Below are 17,829 nucleotides of genomic sequence, written 5' to 3'. Positions count from 1 at the left end.
GGGGAGACCGCGCAGGCCGCATTAGCGCCGAGGAGGCTCCCCGGCACGCCCGCGGAAAGCTAAGCGCCTGGAGCGCAAATCAACAGACATGTCGCATTAACAATATTATAATAAATTAACGCAGTGAAATGTTAAAGTAGCATAAAAAAATAAAGGCTGTCGAAAGTTTTTCGACAGCCTGATGGTGCGGAGGCATCATCTTTTTTATTTAATAAAGATTGGAGGTTGTTGAAATTCCTGCTTAATCATTTCATTTTTTAAATGATTAGGAACACCAAGGGAATATACACGTGCCGCTTTAACATCAAGTAATATCTCCTTTCCCTTAAAGGAAGATAGTTTAGAAATGAGTGGAAGGCTGATATCCTTTTTTATCTTATTTAAGTAGCTTTTTCCTCTTGTTGTCATTCCTAAAAGTCTTAAATATGAGGCTTTTTCTAGATTTCCAGCCATTTCAGCCTTTTTTGTATTTGTCAAAATATGAACGCATAATCTTTGAAGCCTTGTCCATGTATAACGTTTCGTTTTTATTTTTTGCATAAATTCAAGAAAGTTATTGGACTCCAGAGCTGCAGCTAGTAATCTGTACTCAAGACCTTCTTCCACTTCGTAAATTTCCCTTAGCTCTTCAGGACTGGAATGGATTAGCCGGAATTGAAGGTAGCCCCAATAATTTTCCCATTGATGAAAAACATGATAATGGTGTAAATATTTTTTTAATAATTGTTTGGTTGACTCAGGTACATATTGGTCAATTTCCGTATTGCCATCTTCGCCTGAGAATATGGCTTTTCGGATACTCGTCGCACTCGCAATCGTTTCGGATGAAAAATGCTCATCGTGATAGTCAGCATTTTTTCGTGGCACCGTTATCGGTTTGACTTTGCTCTTTTGCTGTTTTAGGGCTTTTATGTATTGAAATCCAAGAATATTATTTGGCTTTGCTAGATCCAAAAAATTTTCTGAATCTGATAATTGTTGAAAAGAGAGTGCTAACGCTTTTGGGTAACTTACACCAGTACCGATGAATCGTTTGATATTTTCATCGAATGAACTTTGCTGCTGTTCTAGGTAATCGATGGTTTGAAAAAAAGCAGAAATATCACCGCTCTCACTTCCAAAGCATAAAGTTTCACAAAGGGCTGCATCTAAAATCGACACGGCTCCATTTGCAAACGTTTCAGCCTTCTGAGTAGCAAAGCGGTAGGGAAGTTCAAAAACGATATCGGCGCCATTTAATAACGCCATCTTAGTCCGATACCATTTCGAAACAAGAGCAGGTTCTCCTCTCTGCAAAAAATTCCCGCTCATGACCGCAATGACAACATCGGCCTCTGCAGCTTCCTTTGAAGCCTTTAAATGGTAAGCATGTCCATTGTGAAAAGGGTTATATTCGACAATTAAGCCAACAGCTTTCATTTTCTCTCTCCTCAGTTAAAAACTATTATCATTATAGCAAAATTTTAAAGAAACCAATCCATTTATGTGATATGATATTGAAGATGTTTGATAAAAGTAGTTCTGGATAAACTAGTATAGGTATACGGTTTGTTCGAATTGCCTTTCTAAAAAAATCACCTGACGAGGTGTAAAGAAAAAACATTGACAAAAATATTTTCGAAGGCTATAATTACCTTTGTTGCCTTGGGGTGATTCAATTGAAATGGACATTAAGTCAATTACAAAAATATCGAAACAAGGATTTTTTGATTGATGAAACAATTCGGGTTGATGAGATTATAGAAGTGGATCCATCCATTCGGGAAGTATCTCCAATTCACATTATGGGTCGTGGAGATATTGATTCAACGAAAGTGACATTCCATTTAAAAATCGAAGGTCATTTAATCCTTCCTTGTTCTCGAACTTTAGTGGATGTTAAACTTCCAATTAATGTCGAAACAACTGAAACTTTCCTCTTACAAGGTTCAGTTTATGAAACTGAAGAGGAAGTATATCAAGTAAAGGGCGATGTGATTGATGTAATGCCAATCATTCGAGAAATTCTATTACTTGAGGTTCCAATGCAAGTGTTTTGCGAAGATATCGATTCTGAAGGGGCTGCTCCACAATCCGGTAAGGATTGGGAAGTTGTTCATGAAGAAGATCAAGAGAAAAAAATTGATCCGAGACTAGCAGGACTTGCTAAGTTTTTTGACGAAAACAATTCTTCTTCCGAATCATAATCGGCAAAAACTAAGAAGCAAAGTGAAGATCCAGCATTCCTGGCCTTCATTACTTTCTTAATACTCTTTAAGGAGGTGGGAAGAATGGCTGTACCTTTTAGAAGAACTTCTAAAACTGCAAAAAGAAAGCGTCGTACTCATTTTAAATTAAACGTACCTGGTATGGTAAGTTGCCCAAACTGTGGTGAAATGAAACTTGCTCACCGCGTATGTAAAGCTTGCGGAACATACAAAGGAAAAGACGTTGTGAACGACTAATTTCCATTAGGATAGAAAGCACAAGGAGCTTAGGCCCTTGTGCTTTTGTCGTTTCTAGAAAAAATTATTTGCAAAAAATATACATACTAGCGAACCTTTAGTCACCTGAACCGTTGAAAAAATATTGTAATGAAAGGAAGAGAAAAAATGTCAGCATACACCATCGAAAAACGAGAGAAAGGTTATTTATTATTTACGATTACAAGAAGTGAAAAAAGAAATGCAATTAATTATGAAGTGATGAAGGGCTTAGAAGAGGCAATAAACAGGGCTTCTGAATCTGATATTAGAGCACTCATTATTACTGGAGAAGAAGACCATGCCTTTTGCTCCGGAGGAGATTTATCCGTTTTCCACCTCCTTCACACAAAAGAGGAAGCCTACTCTATGCTTTCGAAGATGGCTGCTATTCTTTATTCGCTGCTTACCTTACCGATTCCGACCGTTGCCCTCATAAACGGGACAGTCGTTGGGGGAGGATGCGAACTTGCAGTCTCATGTGATTTCCGCTTAGCAAGAAAAGGAATAAAAGCAGGCTTTGTCCAAGGAAAGCAGGCAATAACCACAGGCTGGGGAGGCGGTTCAATCCTTACAGAAAAGCTCCCAACAGCAATTGCAATGAAGCTTCTAATGGAAGCAGAATTGCATACAGCAGAAGAATTAAAAGAAGCCGGCTTTATTGATGGCCTCTTCGAAAAAGAGGCTATACAGGTATGTGAAGCTTATCTTGAAAAAATGTTAGAAAAGGATTTAAGTGTGCTGCAATCTTATAAAAGATTATGGATAAGAAAGTGGGAGGAAAATAAGCTCCGTGAAAGAATAGAGGAAGAGGTTAAAAATTGTGCATTGCTTTGGGAAAGCGATGCCCATCATGACTATGTAAAAACTTTTATGAAGAAAAGACTGTGAAAAAAGATTAAAAGACAACTCTTGTTTAAGTCTATCTTTTCTAGTAGATGCATATGTATTATTAAAAAACTAGGAGGGATGTACAGATGTCACCAACTCGACAAGATGCTTGGTCCCAGGACGAGGATTTGTTGCTTGCAGAGGTTGTACTAAGGCATATTCGTGAAGGCGGGACACAGCTTCAGGCATTTGAGGAAGTGGGCAAAAAGTTAATGCGAACTGCGGCAGCCTGCGGCTTCCGTTGGAATTCGTTTGTAAGAAAGCAATATAAATCAGGAATTGAGTTGGCAAAAAAACAACGAAAAGAGATAAAAAAACAAACAATGCCTGTTGAGGAACAGTCTGTTCAGGAACCTGCTAAAGTTGAAAATGTAACATCGCAGCCTGGATGTGAGCAGGGCAGTACAATCACATTTCCAGCAGTCATTCATTTTTTAGAAGGACTTTATAAAAGAGCAGAGGACTTTTCCGGTTTGGAAGAAGATAGGGAGAAATCTTTTGAAAAAATTAATGAATTGGAAAGGAAATCATATTTTTTGGCCGAAGAAAATGAAAGATTGTCCAAAAATTTAAAAGCGATTGAGGAGGATTACCGTTCTTTAATTGAAATAATGGAGCGAGCTAGGAAAATGGTGGTCCTACAGGATGAAGATCGGCAGCAGAAGGTGAAGTTTCAAATGGACAAAAATGGTAATCTTGAAAGAGTAGAGAAATAATAAAGTACAACTCGTCGACTGGCGAGCAATAAGGTGAAGACAGAGGCGTAGTTGTAATAAATGCGAAATAGGAAAGAATAACCTTAATAAAGGTTTTCTTTCCTATTAGCTAAAAAGCGGACTTTTTTGTCCGCATTTATTATTTGTTAATGCTGTTGTGCCTCGACACCCTCAGGATACCAGACAAGGGGATTCTCACCACGATCACGTTCCATATCATAATCTACATTAGCAAACTCCATCTTTTCCCAAAAACCGCTTGATTTTACTCGTGGGTTTGTCTTAATTGGCAGGCCAAAGCTTTTTGCAAATTCAACAAGTTGTTTACCGTAACCCTTATCTTGATAATCTGGTAATACTTCAAGCTTCCATAATTCTAAATAGTCTTGCGGCGGATAAAAATAGCGATCAAACTTAGCATCAATTTGATATAGACTCATCCGTGCTACTAGTTTGTCCCCAAAATAAATACCGTAAAACGGTGAGTCACTATCATCCTCAACCATCTTTGCTCCAAGGTCCTCCAGCATTGATAGCTCTTGAATTCCATATTCTTTAAATTTTTTAAATTCCTCTAGTGTTTTAAAATTTACTTTTAGTTTTTCCACTTTTACTCCCATTGCCCGACCTCCTAAAATGATAACCTCATATTCTTGTATATATTTATTTGTTTCTGAATAACATGAAGTGAATAATTTTTGCATTATTCAAAACGAATTAATATCATTATATAATAAAAACAAAAAAAATTCTTCCTCTAAACTCTGACAGCGTTTTCAAAATTTGCAGGAAATTCAGGGAATGATGTAGAAAACATATTATTGGTGGAACAAAAGGGAATGAAAGGGGAAAAAATGTGCAAAAAATTTTAATTGCCAATCGGGGAGAAATTGCGCTACGGATCATTAAAACTTGTCAGGAGATGGGAATTGAAACGATTGCGATTTATTCCGAAGCTGACAAGGAAATGCCGTTTGTGAAAGCGGCAACTAAGGCGGTTTGTGTGGGTGCACCACCTGTTAATAAATCCTATTTGCAGACCGAAAAAATATTGGAAGTTGCAAGAAGCGAAAATGTGGATGCCATCCACCCTGGATATGGCTTTTTATCAGAAAATGCCGCATTTGCTAAACAAGCGATGAAGGATGGAATTATTTTTATTGGACCAAAGCCTGAAACCATTGAATTAATGGGGGATAAAATCGCATCGCGTCAAACGATGGAGAAAGTTGGAGTTCCTGTTGTGCCAGGGAGCGGAAACGGTTTAAAGACGATTGAAGAAGCTTGTAATCTAGCTGAAGAAATCGGCTACCCTGTTATGCTGAAGGCAAGCGGCGGAGGCGGCGGAATCGGAATGGTGCTGTGTGAAAATGAGCAAGCGCTCGTTAAGTCTTATGAGCAAACAAGGTCACGAGCTAAAGCCTATTTTGGTTCAGATGAGGTATTTATTGAAAAATATATTGCCGATAGCCGACATATCGAGGTTCAAGTGTTTGGAGACCAAACTGGGAACATCGTTCATCTCTTTGAAAGGGATTGTTCGATTCAAAGAAGACATCAAAAGGTTGTTGAGGAGTCGCCCTCCCCTTTCCTTTCGGAAGAAGTTCGGCAAAAAATATTTGAAACAGCTATTAAAGCGGCTCGCGCCGTTGGCTATATTAATGCAGGAACGATTGAATTCATAGTTGATGAAAATGAAAATTTTTATTTTCTTGAAATGAATACTCGTCTGCAGGTAGAGCATCCAGTGACCGAGATGATTACGGGGCTTGATTTAGTTAAATGGCAAATTATGGTAGCTGAAGGCCGGACATTGCCTTTACAACAAACTGACATTGTCTCGTCGGGAAACGCGGTGGAATTCCGACTTTATGCCGAAGATCCTGTTCGCTTCTTACCTTCGCCAGGAAAAATCAGCATTCTAGAGTGGAACAAAACAAACGCTGTGCGGATAGACTCCGGCTATGAAGAAGGCTGTACAGTAACACCATTTTATGACCCAATGATCGCAAAGTGTATTTTCCATGGAGAAACGAGGCAAGATGCATTATCAGCTGCAAACACCTTTTTTACAAACGTGAAAATTGAAGGAATTAAAACAAATGCCCCATTATTCTTAAATATTCTTGCAAACGACGACTTCCAAATCGGCTTGTACACAACTAACTTTCTAACCAAATTATTAAAATAGGGAGAGGAATAAATATGAAAGAAGTAACAGCAACTATGGCAGGAACGGTATTAAATATTTTTGTAGTAGCAGGTAATACAGTAAACCCAGGCCAAGAAGTTTTAATGCTTGAATCGATGAAAATGGAAATACCAATTGAAAGCACTACAGAAGGCGTGGTACTTGAGGTTAAGGTTAATATTGGCGATTTCGTTAATGAAGGAGATATTTTAATTGTCATAGAATAGCATTTTGAGGGGGAGCATTATGGCAACAACTAATACATTAAATAATCAGTTAAATGAAAATCGGAAAAAAATCGAAGCTGGTGGTCATCCAAAATATCACGAGAAGGCCAAAGAACAGAAAAAACTATTTGTTCGTGACCGGCTAGCCTTATTGTTTGATGGAGGTAAATTCGAAGAAGACGGTAAATTCGCTAATTTTAAGGCGGGTGATTTGCCAGCAGATGGAGTCGTTACTGCTATTGGAAAAGTTGATGGGCAAACGGTTTGTGTCATGGCCAATGATTCTACAATTAAAGCGGGATCATGGGGAGCACGAACAGTTGAAAAAATTATCCGCATTCAAGAAACTGCTGAAAAATTGAAGGTTCCATTATTCTATCTTGTCGATTCAGCTGGGGCAAGAATTACCGATCAATTAGAGATGTTTCCTAACCGTCGTGGTGCTGGGAAGATCTTTTATAATCAGGTAAAACTCTCGGGAATGATTCCCCAGGTATGTATTTTGTTTGGACCTTCAGCGGCGGGCGGGGCGTATATCCCAGCATTTTGCGATATCGTCATTATGGTTGATCAAAATGCTTCGATGTATTTGGGGTCGCCTCGCATGGCTGAAAAGGTCATCGGGGAAAAGGTAACACTCGAGGAAATGGGTGGAGCTCGGATGCACTGTTCTATCAGTGGCTGCGGTGATGTACTTGCCTACAGTGAGGAAGAAGCGATTGAATCAGCAAAAAAATACATCAATTATTTTCCGGCCAGCTTTAAAGAATATCCCAAAATGGTAGATGGAGTGGCAGCAAAAGAAGGTCGCGAATTAGAAGTGATTATTCCGGAAAACCAAAATGCTCCGTTTGACATGTTTGAATGTATTGATCGACTTGTTGATAATGATAGTTTTTATGAAATAAAAAATTTATTTGCACCGGAAATAATTACCGGATTAGCTAGAATCGATGGGAGAACTGTTGGAATTATTGCCAATCAGCCGAAGGTAAAAGGTGGTGTCCTGTTTGTCGATTCCGCTGATAAAGCAGCGAAATTTATCCAGCTTTGCGATGCTTATCATATTCCGCTTTTATTCCTTGCAGATGTCCCTGGTTTCATGATTGGAACAAAGGTAGAACGTGCAGGAATTATCCGTCATGGGGCAAAGTTGATTGCGGCGATGAGCTCTGCAACTGTTCCGAAAATCTCAGTCATTGTTCGAAAAGCTTACGGTGCTGGCCTTTATGCAATGGCAGGTCCGGCTTTCGAACCTGATTGCTGTATCGCATTGCCAACAGCGCAAATCGCGGTAATGGGCCCAGAAGCAGCTGTTAATGCTGTATACTCTAATAAGATTAATGAAATTGAGGATCCGAAAGAAAGAATCGCTTTTGTTCAGGAAAAACATAAAGAATATAAAGAGCATATCGACATTTACAAACTCGCTTCAGAACTGATTGTCGACGAAATTGTCGCACCTTCTGAATTAAGGAATGTGCTCATACAACGCTTCACTTATTATGAAACGAAAGAATTAACTTTTAGTGTCCGAAAACATCCCGTTTACCCAGTCTAAAAAACACAACCCTTTTCAAGGTTTAATCGAAAAGGGTCTATTTTTTTCTTGAATCTTACTTACAAACTGTTAAAGGCATCTGATAAAATAATGGGTATAGATGACTAAAATGAGGGATTACCATGAAGGTTGGAATAATCGGTGCTGGGTCAATTGGATTATTATTTGCGTCATACATTAGCAGCTCTTTCGAGGTAATGATTTACACAAGAACAAAGGAGCAAGCCTTTGAAATTAATAAATATGGGATTTTGCTGCAAAAAGGGTCCGAACAAACGATATCATTAGTTAACGCCTTACCAATTACAGAGTGGAAGGGAACAGAAGCTTTAGCGATTGTCGCAGTTAAACAATACCAGCTTCAATCGATATTAGAAAAAATAAATCATTTACCTTTCATTCCAGAAAATCTATTATTTTTACAGAATGGCATGGGGCATTTAGCGATGCTTGAAAAAATACGAGCGAAAAATATTTTCGTTGGATCAGTCGAACATGGAGCGTATAAGGAAAGTGCCAATAAAGTAAACCAAAATGGAGAGGGAAAAACGAATGTAGCTGTTTTTCAAGGCGATGCTGACCTGTTACAACAATTCTCCGCCCCATTTTTAAAGGAATTTCCGATTTTAGTTCAAGCTGACTATTACGAAATGTTATTAAATAAGTTAATTGTCAATGCGGCGATTAATCCGTTGACTGCCATTCTTCATGTGCAAAATGGAGATTTGGTAAACAATCACTATTTTTTTCATGTATTAACAAAGCTTTTTGAAGAAATCTCTTTCATTTTGAATTTAGAAAACCAGGAGGAACACTTAAAGCAAATTATTGATATTTGTAAAAATACGGCTGAAAATCGGTCATCGATGCTAAAAGATATTGAAGCAAACCGACTGACTGAAATAGATGCTATTTTAGGCTTCTTATTAGCTGAAGCTGACAGGCAGGGAAAAAAAGCTCCTCAACTAGAAAGCTTTTATTATTTGGTTAAAGGAAAGGAAATGGAAAGGGGGCGGGTATCGTGAGTACCATTTTCTCCTCCGTGTTAACTGTTTTCTTTACTCTGCCATTTACCGGTTCTATTTTGGTGTATTTTTTTATAAAATTAATGACAAAAAACACGCGCAAATCTATCCATAAAGCGTTAGACTATACAACTATTTTATACATCATTTCAGTTCATTTTTTAATTGTTACGATCTGGGGAAAATCACTTTTTTGGTTAATCATACTAATAATGATTTTGATTGCTATGATGTTTGTACTTGTCCATTGGAAGGTAAAAGAGGAAATTGACTTGAAAAAGGTAATGAAAGGGTTTTGGCGCTTTAATTTTATTGTTTTTTTTCTTACCTATATCAGTCTGACCCTTTATGGGATAATTTATCGTACCGTAACGTTTACCTTTTCCTCCTAAGCAAAATTTTTTTTTAATTGGACTTAGTAGTGGTATACTCGTAAAAGAATTGAATAAGGGTAATCAGAAAGGAAGTACATGAATGGAGATTTTAAATCTCTCTTTACCAGCAACCAATCGGTTTGCTTCAAATTATTTGGAACAATCTGCTGATATTCAGCCATTTTTTCATTATCGTTTTAATGATATGGACGAAGATATGAAAAGAATAGATGAATTAGACAGCAGACCGTTTCCCCGCTTGGAGGTTGCCGCACATATAGAGGGTTTTATGGAGCGTTTTCCATCTTCAGTTGCTGTTAAGAAGTCCATTGATAAACTAAAACAAAATAATAGCGTTGTAGTGATTGGAGGGCAGCAAGCAGGAATTCTTACTGGGCCGCTTTATTCGATACATAAAGTTATTTCGATTATTAAGTTAGCAGAACAAAAAGAAAGACAGCTGGGGATTCCTGTTATTCCTGTATTTTGGATTGCGGGAGAAGACCATGACTTTCAAGAAGTTAATCATGTGTTTGTGCCGGTTAAGGAAAAAGTAGACAAATGGACCTATCCGGAAAAAGTTCACCAAAAGAAAATGGTTTCAGATATTCATTTAAACAAAGATATTTGCCTTTCGTGGGTGAAGAACTTAATTGAGAACTTCGGTGAGACGGAACACACGAATGATTTATTAGCATTTGCAGAAGCACAGCTAGAAAAATCATCGACCTTCGTTGATTTTTTTGCAAATATAATAATGGAATTATTTAAAGATTTTGGGCTTTTAATTGTTGATTCTGGGAACAAGGATTTCCGCCAGTTACAAAAAGATTTTTTAACAAAGCAGATTGTTCATCATGAAGCGATTACTTTCTCTTTATTAGAACAGCAAAAACAAATTGGTAAAAAGGGTTTCCCCATCACAATTGAAGCGAGTGAGCAAGCGGCAAATCTGTTTTATTATGATGAAAAAAGAAATGAGCGAATATTACTTGAATATAACCGTGAAATCGATCGGTTTGTGGGTAAAAGTGGAGTCATTTCATTTTCTATGGAAGAATTAGTGGGGCTAGTTGCTGAAAATCCAGTGAAACTAAGCAATAATGTGGTGACGCGGCCGTTAATGCAAGAATGGCTTTTCCCAACCATCGCATTTATTGCTGGTCCAGGTGAAATTGCTTACTGGGCAGAACTGAAACTTGTTTTTGAGCATTTTAACATAAGTATGCCGCCAATTGTCCCACGGTTGAATATCACCTTCCTAGACCGTTCTGTTGAAAAGGATTTTTCGGAATTAAATTTGAAGTTAGCAGCTGTTTTAAGCAGAGGAACGGATAGGGAAAGACAGGGATTTCTGGAAGTAATTAAAGATAAAGAATTAGAAGAATTATTTTCGAACACAAGAGAACAGTTAGTAAAGCAGTATCAGCTGATTCAAGCAAAAACAGAGGAACTAAATCATGCTTTGCTGCCAATGTTAAAGAAGAATGAAAATTATCTACTAAAGGAAATCAGCTTTATGGAAGGTAAGCTCGAAGGCGCCGTTAAGTTGAAACACGATATCTTATTAAGAAAATTTGCTCGTGTCGATCTCGCTCTTAGACCTGATGGCTTTCCACAAGAAAGAGTATGGAATATCTTTTATTACTTAAATCAATATGGTCTCTCCTTTATTAATGACTTGATGGCTGGTGCTTTTGAATTCGATGGCCGCCATAAGGTGATTGCCATTTAGAAAAACTTCACAATAAATGTGGAGTTTTTCTTTTTCTGTGGAAAAGGGGCGGAGCGCCGCAAAAATGAAACAACATATCTAGCCTCGTGAGATATTTTTATCTTTTACTTTGAATTAGAAAAGTCTCTGTTCTGCTCACATCGCCTTAATTACGTTGGTGTACTACTCCTATCAATTTCATCTCAATGCAAGGGTTTGGAGTTAAAATTCATGCTAGTTTTTATCAAAAAACATGGGCCAAAAAAAGGATTTTAAAGAATTTAAGGAGAATAGTTAAAAAATAGGTGGTGGAAAGTGGGGGAATGTGGTACATTTTTAATAGAAAGTGGGGGTTATCGGTATGTTCATGGGTGAATACCATCATAGCATTGATATTAAAGGCCGCTTAATTGTGCCCTCAAAATTACGTGATGAACTTGGCGACATGTTTATCATCACACGTGGATTGGATCAATGTTTATTTGGTTACCCAGTATCAGAATGGGGGCTTATCGAGGATAAGTTAAAAAGCTTACCGCTGACAAAAAAAGATGCCCGTGCTTTTACTAGATTCTTCTTTTCAGGAGCAACCGAGAGTGAATTTGATAAACAAGGAAGAATTAATATCCCGGCACCACTTTTGCAATATGCTAAGTTGGAAAAAGAATGTGTCATTCTGGGTGTTTCCAATCGAATAGAAATTTGGAGTAAACAGATTTGGGAAGACTATTTTACACAGTCTGAAGAATCATTTACCGATATTGCAGAAAATATGATTGGCTTTGATATATAATGGGAAAGTTATATTAATATATATTTTCATTTGTCTAGCTCCAGCACTTGGACAAGGCACTTGCGCTTTTCACATTATATCGTTCGATTGGAAAAGGAAGGTACGTAAATGTTTGAACATACAACTGTATTATTAAAAGAAGCTGTTGACGGATTAAATATTAAATCAGATGGTATTTATGTTGATTGTACTTTAGGAGGGGCAGGACATAGTGCGCTCATCCTTTCAAAGCTCGGTGAGGGCGGAAGACTATTTGCCTTTGACCAGGACGAAACAGCAATAGACCATGCAAAAGAGAAATTATCCGAATATGGAAATCGGCTAACCATTATTAGAAGCAATTTCTTATATTTACAAGAAGAACTTGCCAGTCATGGGATAAATAAAGTAGATGGAGTTCTTTATGACCTTGGAGTGTCATCGCCGCAATTGGATACACCAGAGCGAGGCTTTAGCTACCACCATGACGCCCCGTTAGATATGAGGATGGACAATGAAGCAGATATATCTGCTTATGATGTTATTAATCATTGGTCATTTGAAGACTTGGTTCGCATCTTTTTTCGCTATGGAGAGGAGAAATTCTCCAAACAAATTGCTCGAAAAATTGAAGCGGCAAGAGAGACTAAACCTATTCAAACAACAGCTGAACTAGTTGAAATAATTAAAGATGCCATCCCGGCACCTGCTAGAAGAAAAGGCGGACATCCTGCCAAGCGTATTTTTCAAGCTGTTAGAATTGCTGTTAACGATGAATTAGCAGTATTTGAACAGTCGTTAAATCAAGCAATTGATTTGTTAAACACCGAGGGGAGAATCAGTGTCATCACTTTCCATTCTTTAGAGGACAGGATTTGTAAGGCTGCCTTAAAAAAGGCGAGTGAAACTCCTAATTTACCTCCAGGTTTACCAATCATTCCTGATGAATATAAACCGATTTTAAAACTAATATCACGAAAACCAATTCTTCCATCAGATGAAGAGTTAGAAATAAATAATCGTGCGCGGTCTGCTAAACTACGTATTGCCGAAAAACTATAGATTAGAAAAGTGGAAGCTTTCTTTAAGCGGCTTTCCTCGAAAAAGCTATCGTTTCGAAGCTTAATCTTATGTTGCTAATTTTTTGGAAGTTCAAAGAAATAAATTCTGATTAGATAAAATATCTGGAGGGGAAAGAATGAGTAATCTTGCCAGGAATATAGAAAGACAGCAGCAGGTTGAACAAACAGTTAAAAAACAGAGTCAATTAAAAATTAAAAAATCCTGGCTCACTCCAGGGGAAAAAATTATTGGTATTGCATTTGCTGGTTTGGTTTGTTTTGGTTCTGTTCACCTCATTTCCAATCAAGCAAAAATTTACAATGTTAACAGGGATATTCAAACGGTCGAAGGACAGGTAAATGAATTACAGAAGGTAAACAATGATTTGAAGGTTCAGGTAAGTGAAATGAGCACGTATGAACGGATTAAGGCAAAAGCTGAAAAAATGGGTCTAGTGTTTAATGAAAATAACGTCAAGGTTGTGCAGGAGAGATGAACAAGAAACAGCCATATATGAATGTAGGAGCAGCGATATTGTTTGTAATATTCGGCCTGCTCTTTTTTGTTCTACTGTTCAGATATTTCTCCATTCAAATTACGGGAGAGGTTGGTGGACAACCTCTTGCTGCTAAAGCACAGCAAAAGTATAGCAGGGAAGGAATTATTCAAGCTTCAAGGGGAGACATCCTTGACCGAAACGGAGAGGTGGTTGCAGAAGATACGACTTCCTATAATTTAATTGCCATCCTTGATAAGAAAATGACGACGAATCCTAAAAAGCCGAATCATGTTGTTAACCCAAGTAAAACTGCGACGGAACTCGCTAAGTATATAAACATGGATGAATCAGAGATTTATCGAAGATTAACCAAAAAAGGACGGTTTCAAGTAGAATTTGGTAAAGCAGGAAGAGATATAAGCAATCAAACTAAGACAAAAATTGAAGCACTTCATCTCCCAGGAATTACGTTTACCCGTGATTCGAAACGTTTTTATCCAAATGGAATTTTTGCTTCCCATTTAGTTGGTTATGTAGAAATTAATAAGAACAAGGATGGTACCTATAAAAAGGAAAAGGATGGTACCTATAAACCAGTTGGAAAAATGGGAATCGAAAAAACGCTGAATGATGAGTTAACGGGGAAAAATGGCAAAATTAATTATGCAAGTGATTTGTGGGGCTATATACTTCCAGATGGAAAAGAAAATATTACTCCTGCTCAAAATGGAAATGATGTTTATATAACTATCGATAAGAAAATTCAAACCTTTTTAGAAGATGCGATGGATAAAGTGGCAAAGGACTATAACCCTAAAAAGATTATTGCCATTGTTGCTGACCCGAAAACAGGAGAAATTTTAGGGATGGGGCAGCGGCCATCATTCCATCCAAAAACAAAAGAAGGAATTGATAAAAGCTGGCATAATGAAGCGGTTGAAACATCGTTCGAGCCAGGGTCAACGATGAAAATTTTTACCCTTGCGGCAGCCGTTCAGGAAAATGTTTTTAATCCTAATGAAAAATATCAATCTGGTTCTTATCGCGTGACACCAAAAGATAAACCTATTCATGATCATAACGGATCAGGGTGGGGAACAATCACCTATCTGGAAGGTGTTCAGCGTTCTTCAAACGTAGCATTTGCGAAAATCGCTAACGAGAAACTAGGTTTTGAAAGATTTAGAGAGTATTTATCAAAATTTGGCTTTGATAAACCAACTGGGATTGAACTTCCGGATGAGGCATCGGGGAAAATACAATTTACTTATCCGATTGAAAAAATCACCACTGCTTATGGTCAGGGAACGGCGATTACACCAATTCAACAAATCCAAGCGGCAACAGCGATTGCGAATGATGGAAGAATGTTAAAGCCGCATGTAATCAAAAAAATCGTTAATCATGATACCGATAAAACAATAAAGCAGTTTACTCCAGAAGTAGTTTCAACACCTATATCTGCCGAAACAGCCAAAAAGGTTCGTGATTATCTTGAAACTGTTGTGACTTCCCCAAAAGGTACAGGGACCCGTTATCAGATTGAAGGTTATAGTGTTGCGGGGAAAACAGGGACAGCCAACATCCCAGGTCCTGGTGCGAAATACTTAAAAGGTGCAAATAATTATATATTTTCCTTTTTAGGAATGGCACCTAAAGATGACCCTAAGTTAATTGTCTATGTAGCCGTTCAACAACCGCAACTGAAAGAGAATGAAATGGGGCAAGGAGCTATTCCTGTTTCAGCGATTTTTAATCCTGTTATGCAAAATAGCTTGCACTATTTAAATATTCAGCCATCCAAGGTTGAAAAGGCTGCTGTGAAAAAATTAGCAAATCTTAAGGGACAATCAGTGGAAGACGCGGTCAAGAATCTTAAAGCAAGCGGCGTTGAAACCGTTTTGCTTGGCAACGGAACAAAAATAGTGGGACAACTTCCTGAGGCTGGAATAACAGTTTTAGAGGGCGAAAAGGTTATCCTTCAAACAGATGGTGAGCTGACAGCACCGGATATGACAGGCTGGTCACTTAGGGATGTTATGAAAGTAGCAAATCTTGCAGGATTAAAGCTCAATTCCAAGGGGAAAGGCTATGTCTACCAGCAAAATATTAAACCCAAAGCTCTTTTACGCAATGGGGATTTCCTGATTGTCGATCTAAAAACTCCTGAAGAACAATGGGAGGAAGCAAAGAAAGTAAGCAAAAACGGACAAGCTAAAACAGAGGAAAATAAAGAAGATAAGATCCAAGATTAACTGTGAATCCCGCCTTTTAAAGCGGGATTTTTACATGTCTATTACCCTGAGGTTTCGTTCTATTTGAAAAAGTACAAGCATATAAATGAACGATATTGTAAAGTGAATGCTGGAAAAAGGAGGATCATTCATTATATGCGTGTGTCTAATGTTACTGTCCGAAAACGGCTATTGCTTGCACTTTTCGTTGGAATATTAACCTTTTTGGTTATTGATGTCCGGCTTGGTTATGTACAATTTGTTCTTGGTGATATGTTGACTGATCGTGCTAAAGGGTTGTGGAGTCGGAATATTCCTTTTGAACCTGAACGGGGACAGATTGTTGACCGCAATGGAATCCCGTTAGCAACGAATATTAGTGCTCCCACTGTTTATGTTATTCCAAAGCAAGTTAAAAATCCGGCAGAAACTGCTGAAAAGCTGGCATCGGTGTTAAATATGCCAAAAGACAAAGCCTATCGTGATATAACCAAAAAGGCATCGTCAGTAAGGATAAAGGAAGGAAGAAAAATTTCGCACGAAAAAGCAAAAGAAATTAGAGCCCTCGGCCTAAAAGGTATCTATATTGGCGAAGACTCCAAACGCCATTATCCAAATAAGAGTTATCTCTCCCATGTACTTGGGTTTACTGGAGTGGACAATCAAGGGTTGATGGGATTAGAGCAGTACTATGATAAAGAGTTAAGTGGTGAACGAGGTGCTGTCAAATTCTACGCTAATGCTAAAGGGGAAAGAATGAATGAAATGGCCGATGATTATGAGCATCCAATTAACGGTCTTGATTTGAAACTAACTATCGATTCAAAAATACAGACCATTGTAGAACGGGAACTGGATATTGCCGAGGCTAAATATAATCCGGATGGAATTGTCGCAATCGCCATGAATCCCAATAATGGCGAAATATTAGCGATGTCTAGTAGGCCGACCTTTGATCCGGCAAATTTCCGTAATGTACCGCAAGAAGTATATAACCGAAACCTCCCAGTATGGTCCACCTATGAACCGGGTTCAACTTTCAAAATTATTACCCTTGCAGCGGCGTTGAATGAAGGAAAAGTGGACTTGGAAAAAGACCACTTCCATGATTCGGGTTCAGTACAAGTGGCAGGTGCAAGGTTAAAATGCTGGAAAAGAGGCGGTCATGGTAGCCAAACCATGTTGGAAGTTGTTCAAAACTCCTGTAACCCGGGGTTCGTGGAATTAGGAGAGCGTTTAGGAAAGGAAAAGCTATTTAAATATATAAAGGATTTTGGCTTTGGCCAGAAGACAGGAATTGATTTGCAAGGGGAAGGTACAGGGATTTTATTTAATATAAACCGGGTTGGCCCTGTTGAACAGGCAACAACTGCTTTCGGACAAGGTGTATCGGTTACACCAATCCAGCAGGTAGCTGCTGTATCTGCAGCTATTAATGGTGGAATTTTATACAAACCATTTATCGCCAAGGAGTTAGTTGACCCTATTACAAAAGAAGTGGTGATGAGGAACTCACCTGAAGAAAAGCGGAAAGTCATTTCCGAGAAAACATCGAAGGAAATTCGCCATGCCCTTGAGAGTGTTGTAGCCCAAGGAACAGGGGGAAATGCGTTTGTAGATCAATATCGAATTGGCGGTAAAACAGGTACGGCACAAAAAGCGCAAAACGGAAGATATTTAGAAAATAATTTTATTGTTTCATTTATAGGCTTTGCCCCAGCTGATGATCCACAGATTGTGGTTTATGTTGCCGTCGATAATCCTAAAGGAGTAACGGCCTTTGGGGGGACCATCAGTGCACCAATCGTTGGTAATATTATGAAGGATGGATTGAGTGTGATGGGAGTAAAACCTAGAACCGATCAAATTGAGAAGAAAATTAAATGGCCGAATACTCCTTTAATAAAGCTGCCTGATTTTGTCGGGTTATCAAAAAGTGAACTCCAAGAACAGATAATTAATTTAAGAATTGACGCAAGCGGCGAAGGAGATATTGTCGTCAGACAATCACCTGAAGCAGGTACCAAAGTAAAAGAAGATTCAAAGATTAGGCTTTATTTCGGTAAAGGCGATTAACATGAATTAGATAGAAAGTCATTTA

The 17,829-nt window shown here is 38.2% G+C and carries 17 protein-coding genes; 15 read left to right on the top strand and 2 right to left on the bottom strand.

What is annotated here, in order from left to right:
- Nucleotides 1-204 precede the first annotated feature (204 nt).
- Nucleotides 205-1,419 (bottom strand): nucleotidyltransferase, encoded by a 1,215-nt coding sequence (locus tag M5A78_RS02555; RefSeq protein ID WP_248733696.1) that lies wholly within the window; start codon nt 1,417-1,419, stop codon nt 205-207.
- Between the two features lie 239 nt (nt 1,420-1,658).
- On the opposite strand from M5A78_RS02555, the gene M5A78_RS02550 reads away from it, so the two are divergent.
- The 4 genes from M5A78_RS02550 to M5A78_RS02535 all read left to right on the top strand — a co-directional run bounded on the left by M5A78_RS02550 (nt 1,659) and on the right by M5A78_RS02535 (nt 4,069).
- Nucleotides 1,659-2,186 carry a YceD family protein gene (locus tag M5A78_RS02550; protein ID WP_248733695.1) on the top strand — a complete coding sequence of 176 codons (528 nt, stop codon included), beginning with the start codon at nt 1,659-1,661 and terminating at the stop codon, nt 2,184-2,186.
- Nucleotides 2,187-2,270: 84 nt separating this feature from the next.
- A complete protein-coding gene (gene rpmF, locus M5A78_RS02545; protein ID WP_024029176.1) occupies nt 2,271-2,444 on the top strand; it encodes a 50S ribosomal protein L32 in 174 nt (57 codons plus the stop codon).
- A 147-nt stretch (nt 2,445-2,591) separates the two neighbouring features.
- Nucleotides 2,592-3,353: an enoyl-CoA hydratase/isomerase family protein gene (locus tag M5A78_RS02540; RefSeq protein ID WP_248733694.1), complete on the top strand. Its 762-nt coding sequence runs from the start codon at nt 2,592-2,594 to the stop codon at nt 3,351-3,353.
- An 86-nt stretch (nt 3,354-3,439) separates the two neighbouring features.
- The gene (locus M5A78_RS02535; RefSeq protein WP_248733693.1) at nt 3,440-4,069 is read left to right on the top strand and encodes an RsfA family transcriptional regulator; all 630 of its coding nucleotides are present in this window, start codon (nt 3,440-3,442) and stop codon (nt 4,067-4,069) included.
- A 146-nt stretch (nt 4,070-4,215) separates the two neighbouring features.
- Here M5A78_RS02535 and M5A78_RS02530 read toward each other — a convergent pair whose 3' ends face one another.
- Nucleotides 4,216-4,689: an N-acetyltransferase gene (locus tag M5A78_RS02530; protein WP_248733692.1), complete on the bottom strand. Its 474-nt coding sequence runs from the start codon at nt 4,687-4,689 to the stop codon at nt 4,216-4,218.
- Nucleotides 4,690-4,925: 236 nt separating this feature from the next.
- Here M5A78_RS02530 and M5A78_RS02525 point away from each other — a divergent pair, with 236 nt between their 5' ends.
- The 11 genes from M5A78_RS02525 (at nt 4,926) to M5A78_RS02475 (ending at nt 17,804) form a co-directional block, all read left to right on the top strand.
- Nucleotides 4,926-6,260, top strand: a complete 1,335-nt coding sequence (locus M5A78_RS02525; protein WP_248733691.1) for an acetyl-CoA carboxylase biotin carboxylase subunit — start codon at nt 4,926-4,928, stop codon at nt 6,258-6,260.
- A 14-nt stretch (nt 6,261-6,274) separates the two neighbouring features.
- Nucleotides 6,275-6,487 (top strand): biotin/lipoyl-containing protein, encoded by a 213-nt coding sequence (locus tag M5A78_RS02520; RefSeq protein WP_248733690.1) that lies wholly within the window; start codon nt 6,275-6,277, stop codon nt 6,485-6,487.
- A gap of 19 nt (nt 6,488-6,506) precedes the next feature.
- Complete coding sequence (locus M5A78_RS02515) at nt 6,507-8,048, top strand: acyl-CoA carboxylase subunit beta (RefSeq protein ID WP_248733689.1); 1,542 nt, start codon at nt 6,507-6,509, stop codon at nt 8,046-8,048.
- Nucleotides 8,049-8,170: 122 nt separating this feature from the next.
- Nucleotides 8,171-9,073 carry a 2-dehydropantoate 2-reductase gene (locus M5A78_RS02510; protein WP_248733688.1) on the top strand — a complete coding sequence of 301 codons (903 nt, stop codon included), beginning with the start codon at nt 8,171-8,173 and terminating at the stop codon, nt 9,071-9,073.
- Complete coding sequence (locus tag M5A78_RS02505; protein ID WP_248733687.1) at nt 9,070-9,465, top strand: DUF3397 domain-containing protein; 396 nt, start codon at nt 9,070-9,072, stop codon at nt 9,463-9,465. The genes M5A78_RS02510 and M5A78_RS02505 overlap by 4 nt, the downstream gene beginning before the upstream one ends.
- A gap of 82 nt (nt 9,466-9,547) precedes the next feature.
- Complete coding sequence (gene bshC, locus M5A78_RS02500) at nt 9,548-11,182, top strand: bacillithiol biosynthesis cysteine-adding enzyme BshC (protein WP_248733686.1); 1,635 nt, start codon at nt 9,548-9,550, stop codon at nt 11,180-11,182.
- Between the two features lie 340 nt (nt 11,183-11,522).
- Nucleotides 11,523-11,954, top strand: a complete 432-nt coding sequence (mraZ, locus tag M5A78_RS02495; protein WP_248733685.1) for a division/cell wall cluster transcriptional repressor MraZ — start codon at nt 11,523-11,525, stop codon at nt 11,952-11,954.
- Nucleotides 11,955-12,062: 108 nt separating this feature from the next.
- On the top strand, nt 12,063-12,995 hold the full coding sequence (gene rsmH / locus M5A78_RS02490; protein WP_248733684.1) for a 16S rRNA (cytosine(1402)-N(4))-methyltransferase RsmH: 933 nt from the start codon (nt 12,063-12,065) through the stop codon (nt 12,993-12,995).
- Nucleotides 12,996-13,131: 136 nt separating this feature from the next.
- On the top strand, nt 13,132-13,491 hold the full coding sequence (gene ftsL, locus M5A78_RS02485) for a cell division protein FtsL (RefSeq protein WP_248733683.1): 360 nt from the start codon (nt 13,132-13,134) through the stop codon (nt 13,489-13,491).
- Entirely contained in the window at nt 13,488-15,749 is a 2,262-nt protein-coding gene (locus tag M5A78_RS02480) for a penicillin-binding protein (RefSeq protein WP_248733682.1), read from the top strand. The genes ftsL and M5A78_RS02480 overlap by 4 nt, the downstream gene beginning before the upstream one ends.
- A gap of 135 nt (nt 15,750-15,884) precedes the next feature.
- Nucleotides 15,885-17,804, top strand: a complete 1,920-nt coding sequence (locus M5A78_RS02475; RefSeq protein ID WP_248733681.1) for a stage V sporulation protein D — start codon at nt 15,885-15,887, stop codon at nt 17,802-17,804.
- The last annotated feature ends 25 nt before the right edge of the window (nt 17,805-17,829 follow it).

It is taken from the genome of Neobacillus rhizosphaerae (assembly GCF_937468385.1).
GTDB classification, from domain to species: domain Bacteria; phylum Bacillota; class Bacilli; order Bacillales; family Cytobacillaceae; genus Neobacillus; species Neobacillus rhizosphaerae.
Note: the sequence above shows the minus strand (reverse complement) of the source record. Positions and strands in the feature narration are given on the sequence as shown.

Coding starts and splice junctions, on each gene's coding strand:
- bshC (WP_248733686.1), top strand. CDS start 9,548: ATGGAGATTTTAAATCTCTCTTTACCAGCAACCAATCGGTTTGCTTCA.
- rpmF (WP_024029176.1), top strand. CDS start 2,271: ATGGCTGTACCTTTTAGAAGAACTTCTAAAACTGCAAAAAGAAAGCGT.
- ftsL (WP_248733683.1), top strand. CDS start 13,132: ATGAGTAATCTTGCCAGGAATATAGAAAGACAGCAGCAGGTTGAACAA.
- M5A78_RS02510 (WP_248733688.1), top strand. CDS start 8,171: ATGAAGGTTGGAATAATCGGTGCTGGGTCAATTGGATTATTATTTGCG.
- mraZ (WP_248733685.1), top strand. CDS start 11,523: ATGTTCATGGGTGAATACCATCATAGCATTGATATTAAAGGCCGCTTA.
- M5A78_RS02535 (WP_248733693.1), top strand. CDS start 3,440: ATGTCACCAACTCGACAAGATGCTTGGTCCCAGGACGAGGATTTGTTG.
- M5A78_RS02515 (WP_248733689.1), top strand. CDS start 6,507: ATGGCAACAACTAATACATTAAATAATCAGTTAAATGAAAATCGGAAA.
- M5A78_RS02530 (WP_248733692.1), bottom strand. CDS start 4,689: ATGGGAGTAAAAGTGGAAAAACTAAAAGTAAATTTTAAAACACTAGAG.
- M5A78_RS02540 (WP_248733694.1), top strand. CDS start 2,592: ATGTCAGCATACACCATCGAAAAACGAGAGAAAGGTTATTTATTATTT.
- M5A78_RS02480 (WP_248733682.1), top strand. CDS start 13,488: ATGAACAAGAAACAGCCATATATGAATGTAGGAGCAGCGATATTGTTT.
- rsmH (WP_248733684.1), top strand. CDS start 12,063: ATGTTTGAACATACAACTGTATTATTAAAAGAAGCTGTTGACGGATTA.
- M5A78_RS02520 (WP_248733690.1), top strand. CDS start 6,275: ATGAAAGAAGTAACAGCAACTATGGCAGGAACGGTATTAAATATTTTT.
- M5A78_RS02475 (WP_248733681.1), top strand. CDS start 15,885: ATGCGTGTGTCTAATGTTACTGTCCGAAAACGGCTATTGCTTGCACTT.
- M5A78_RS02555 (WP_248733696.1), bottom strand. CDS start 1,419: ATGAAAGCTGTTGGCTTAATTGTCGAATATAACCCTTTTCACAATGGA.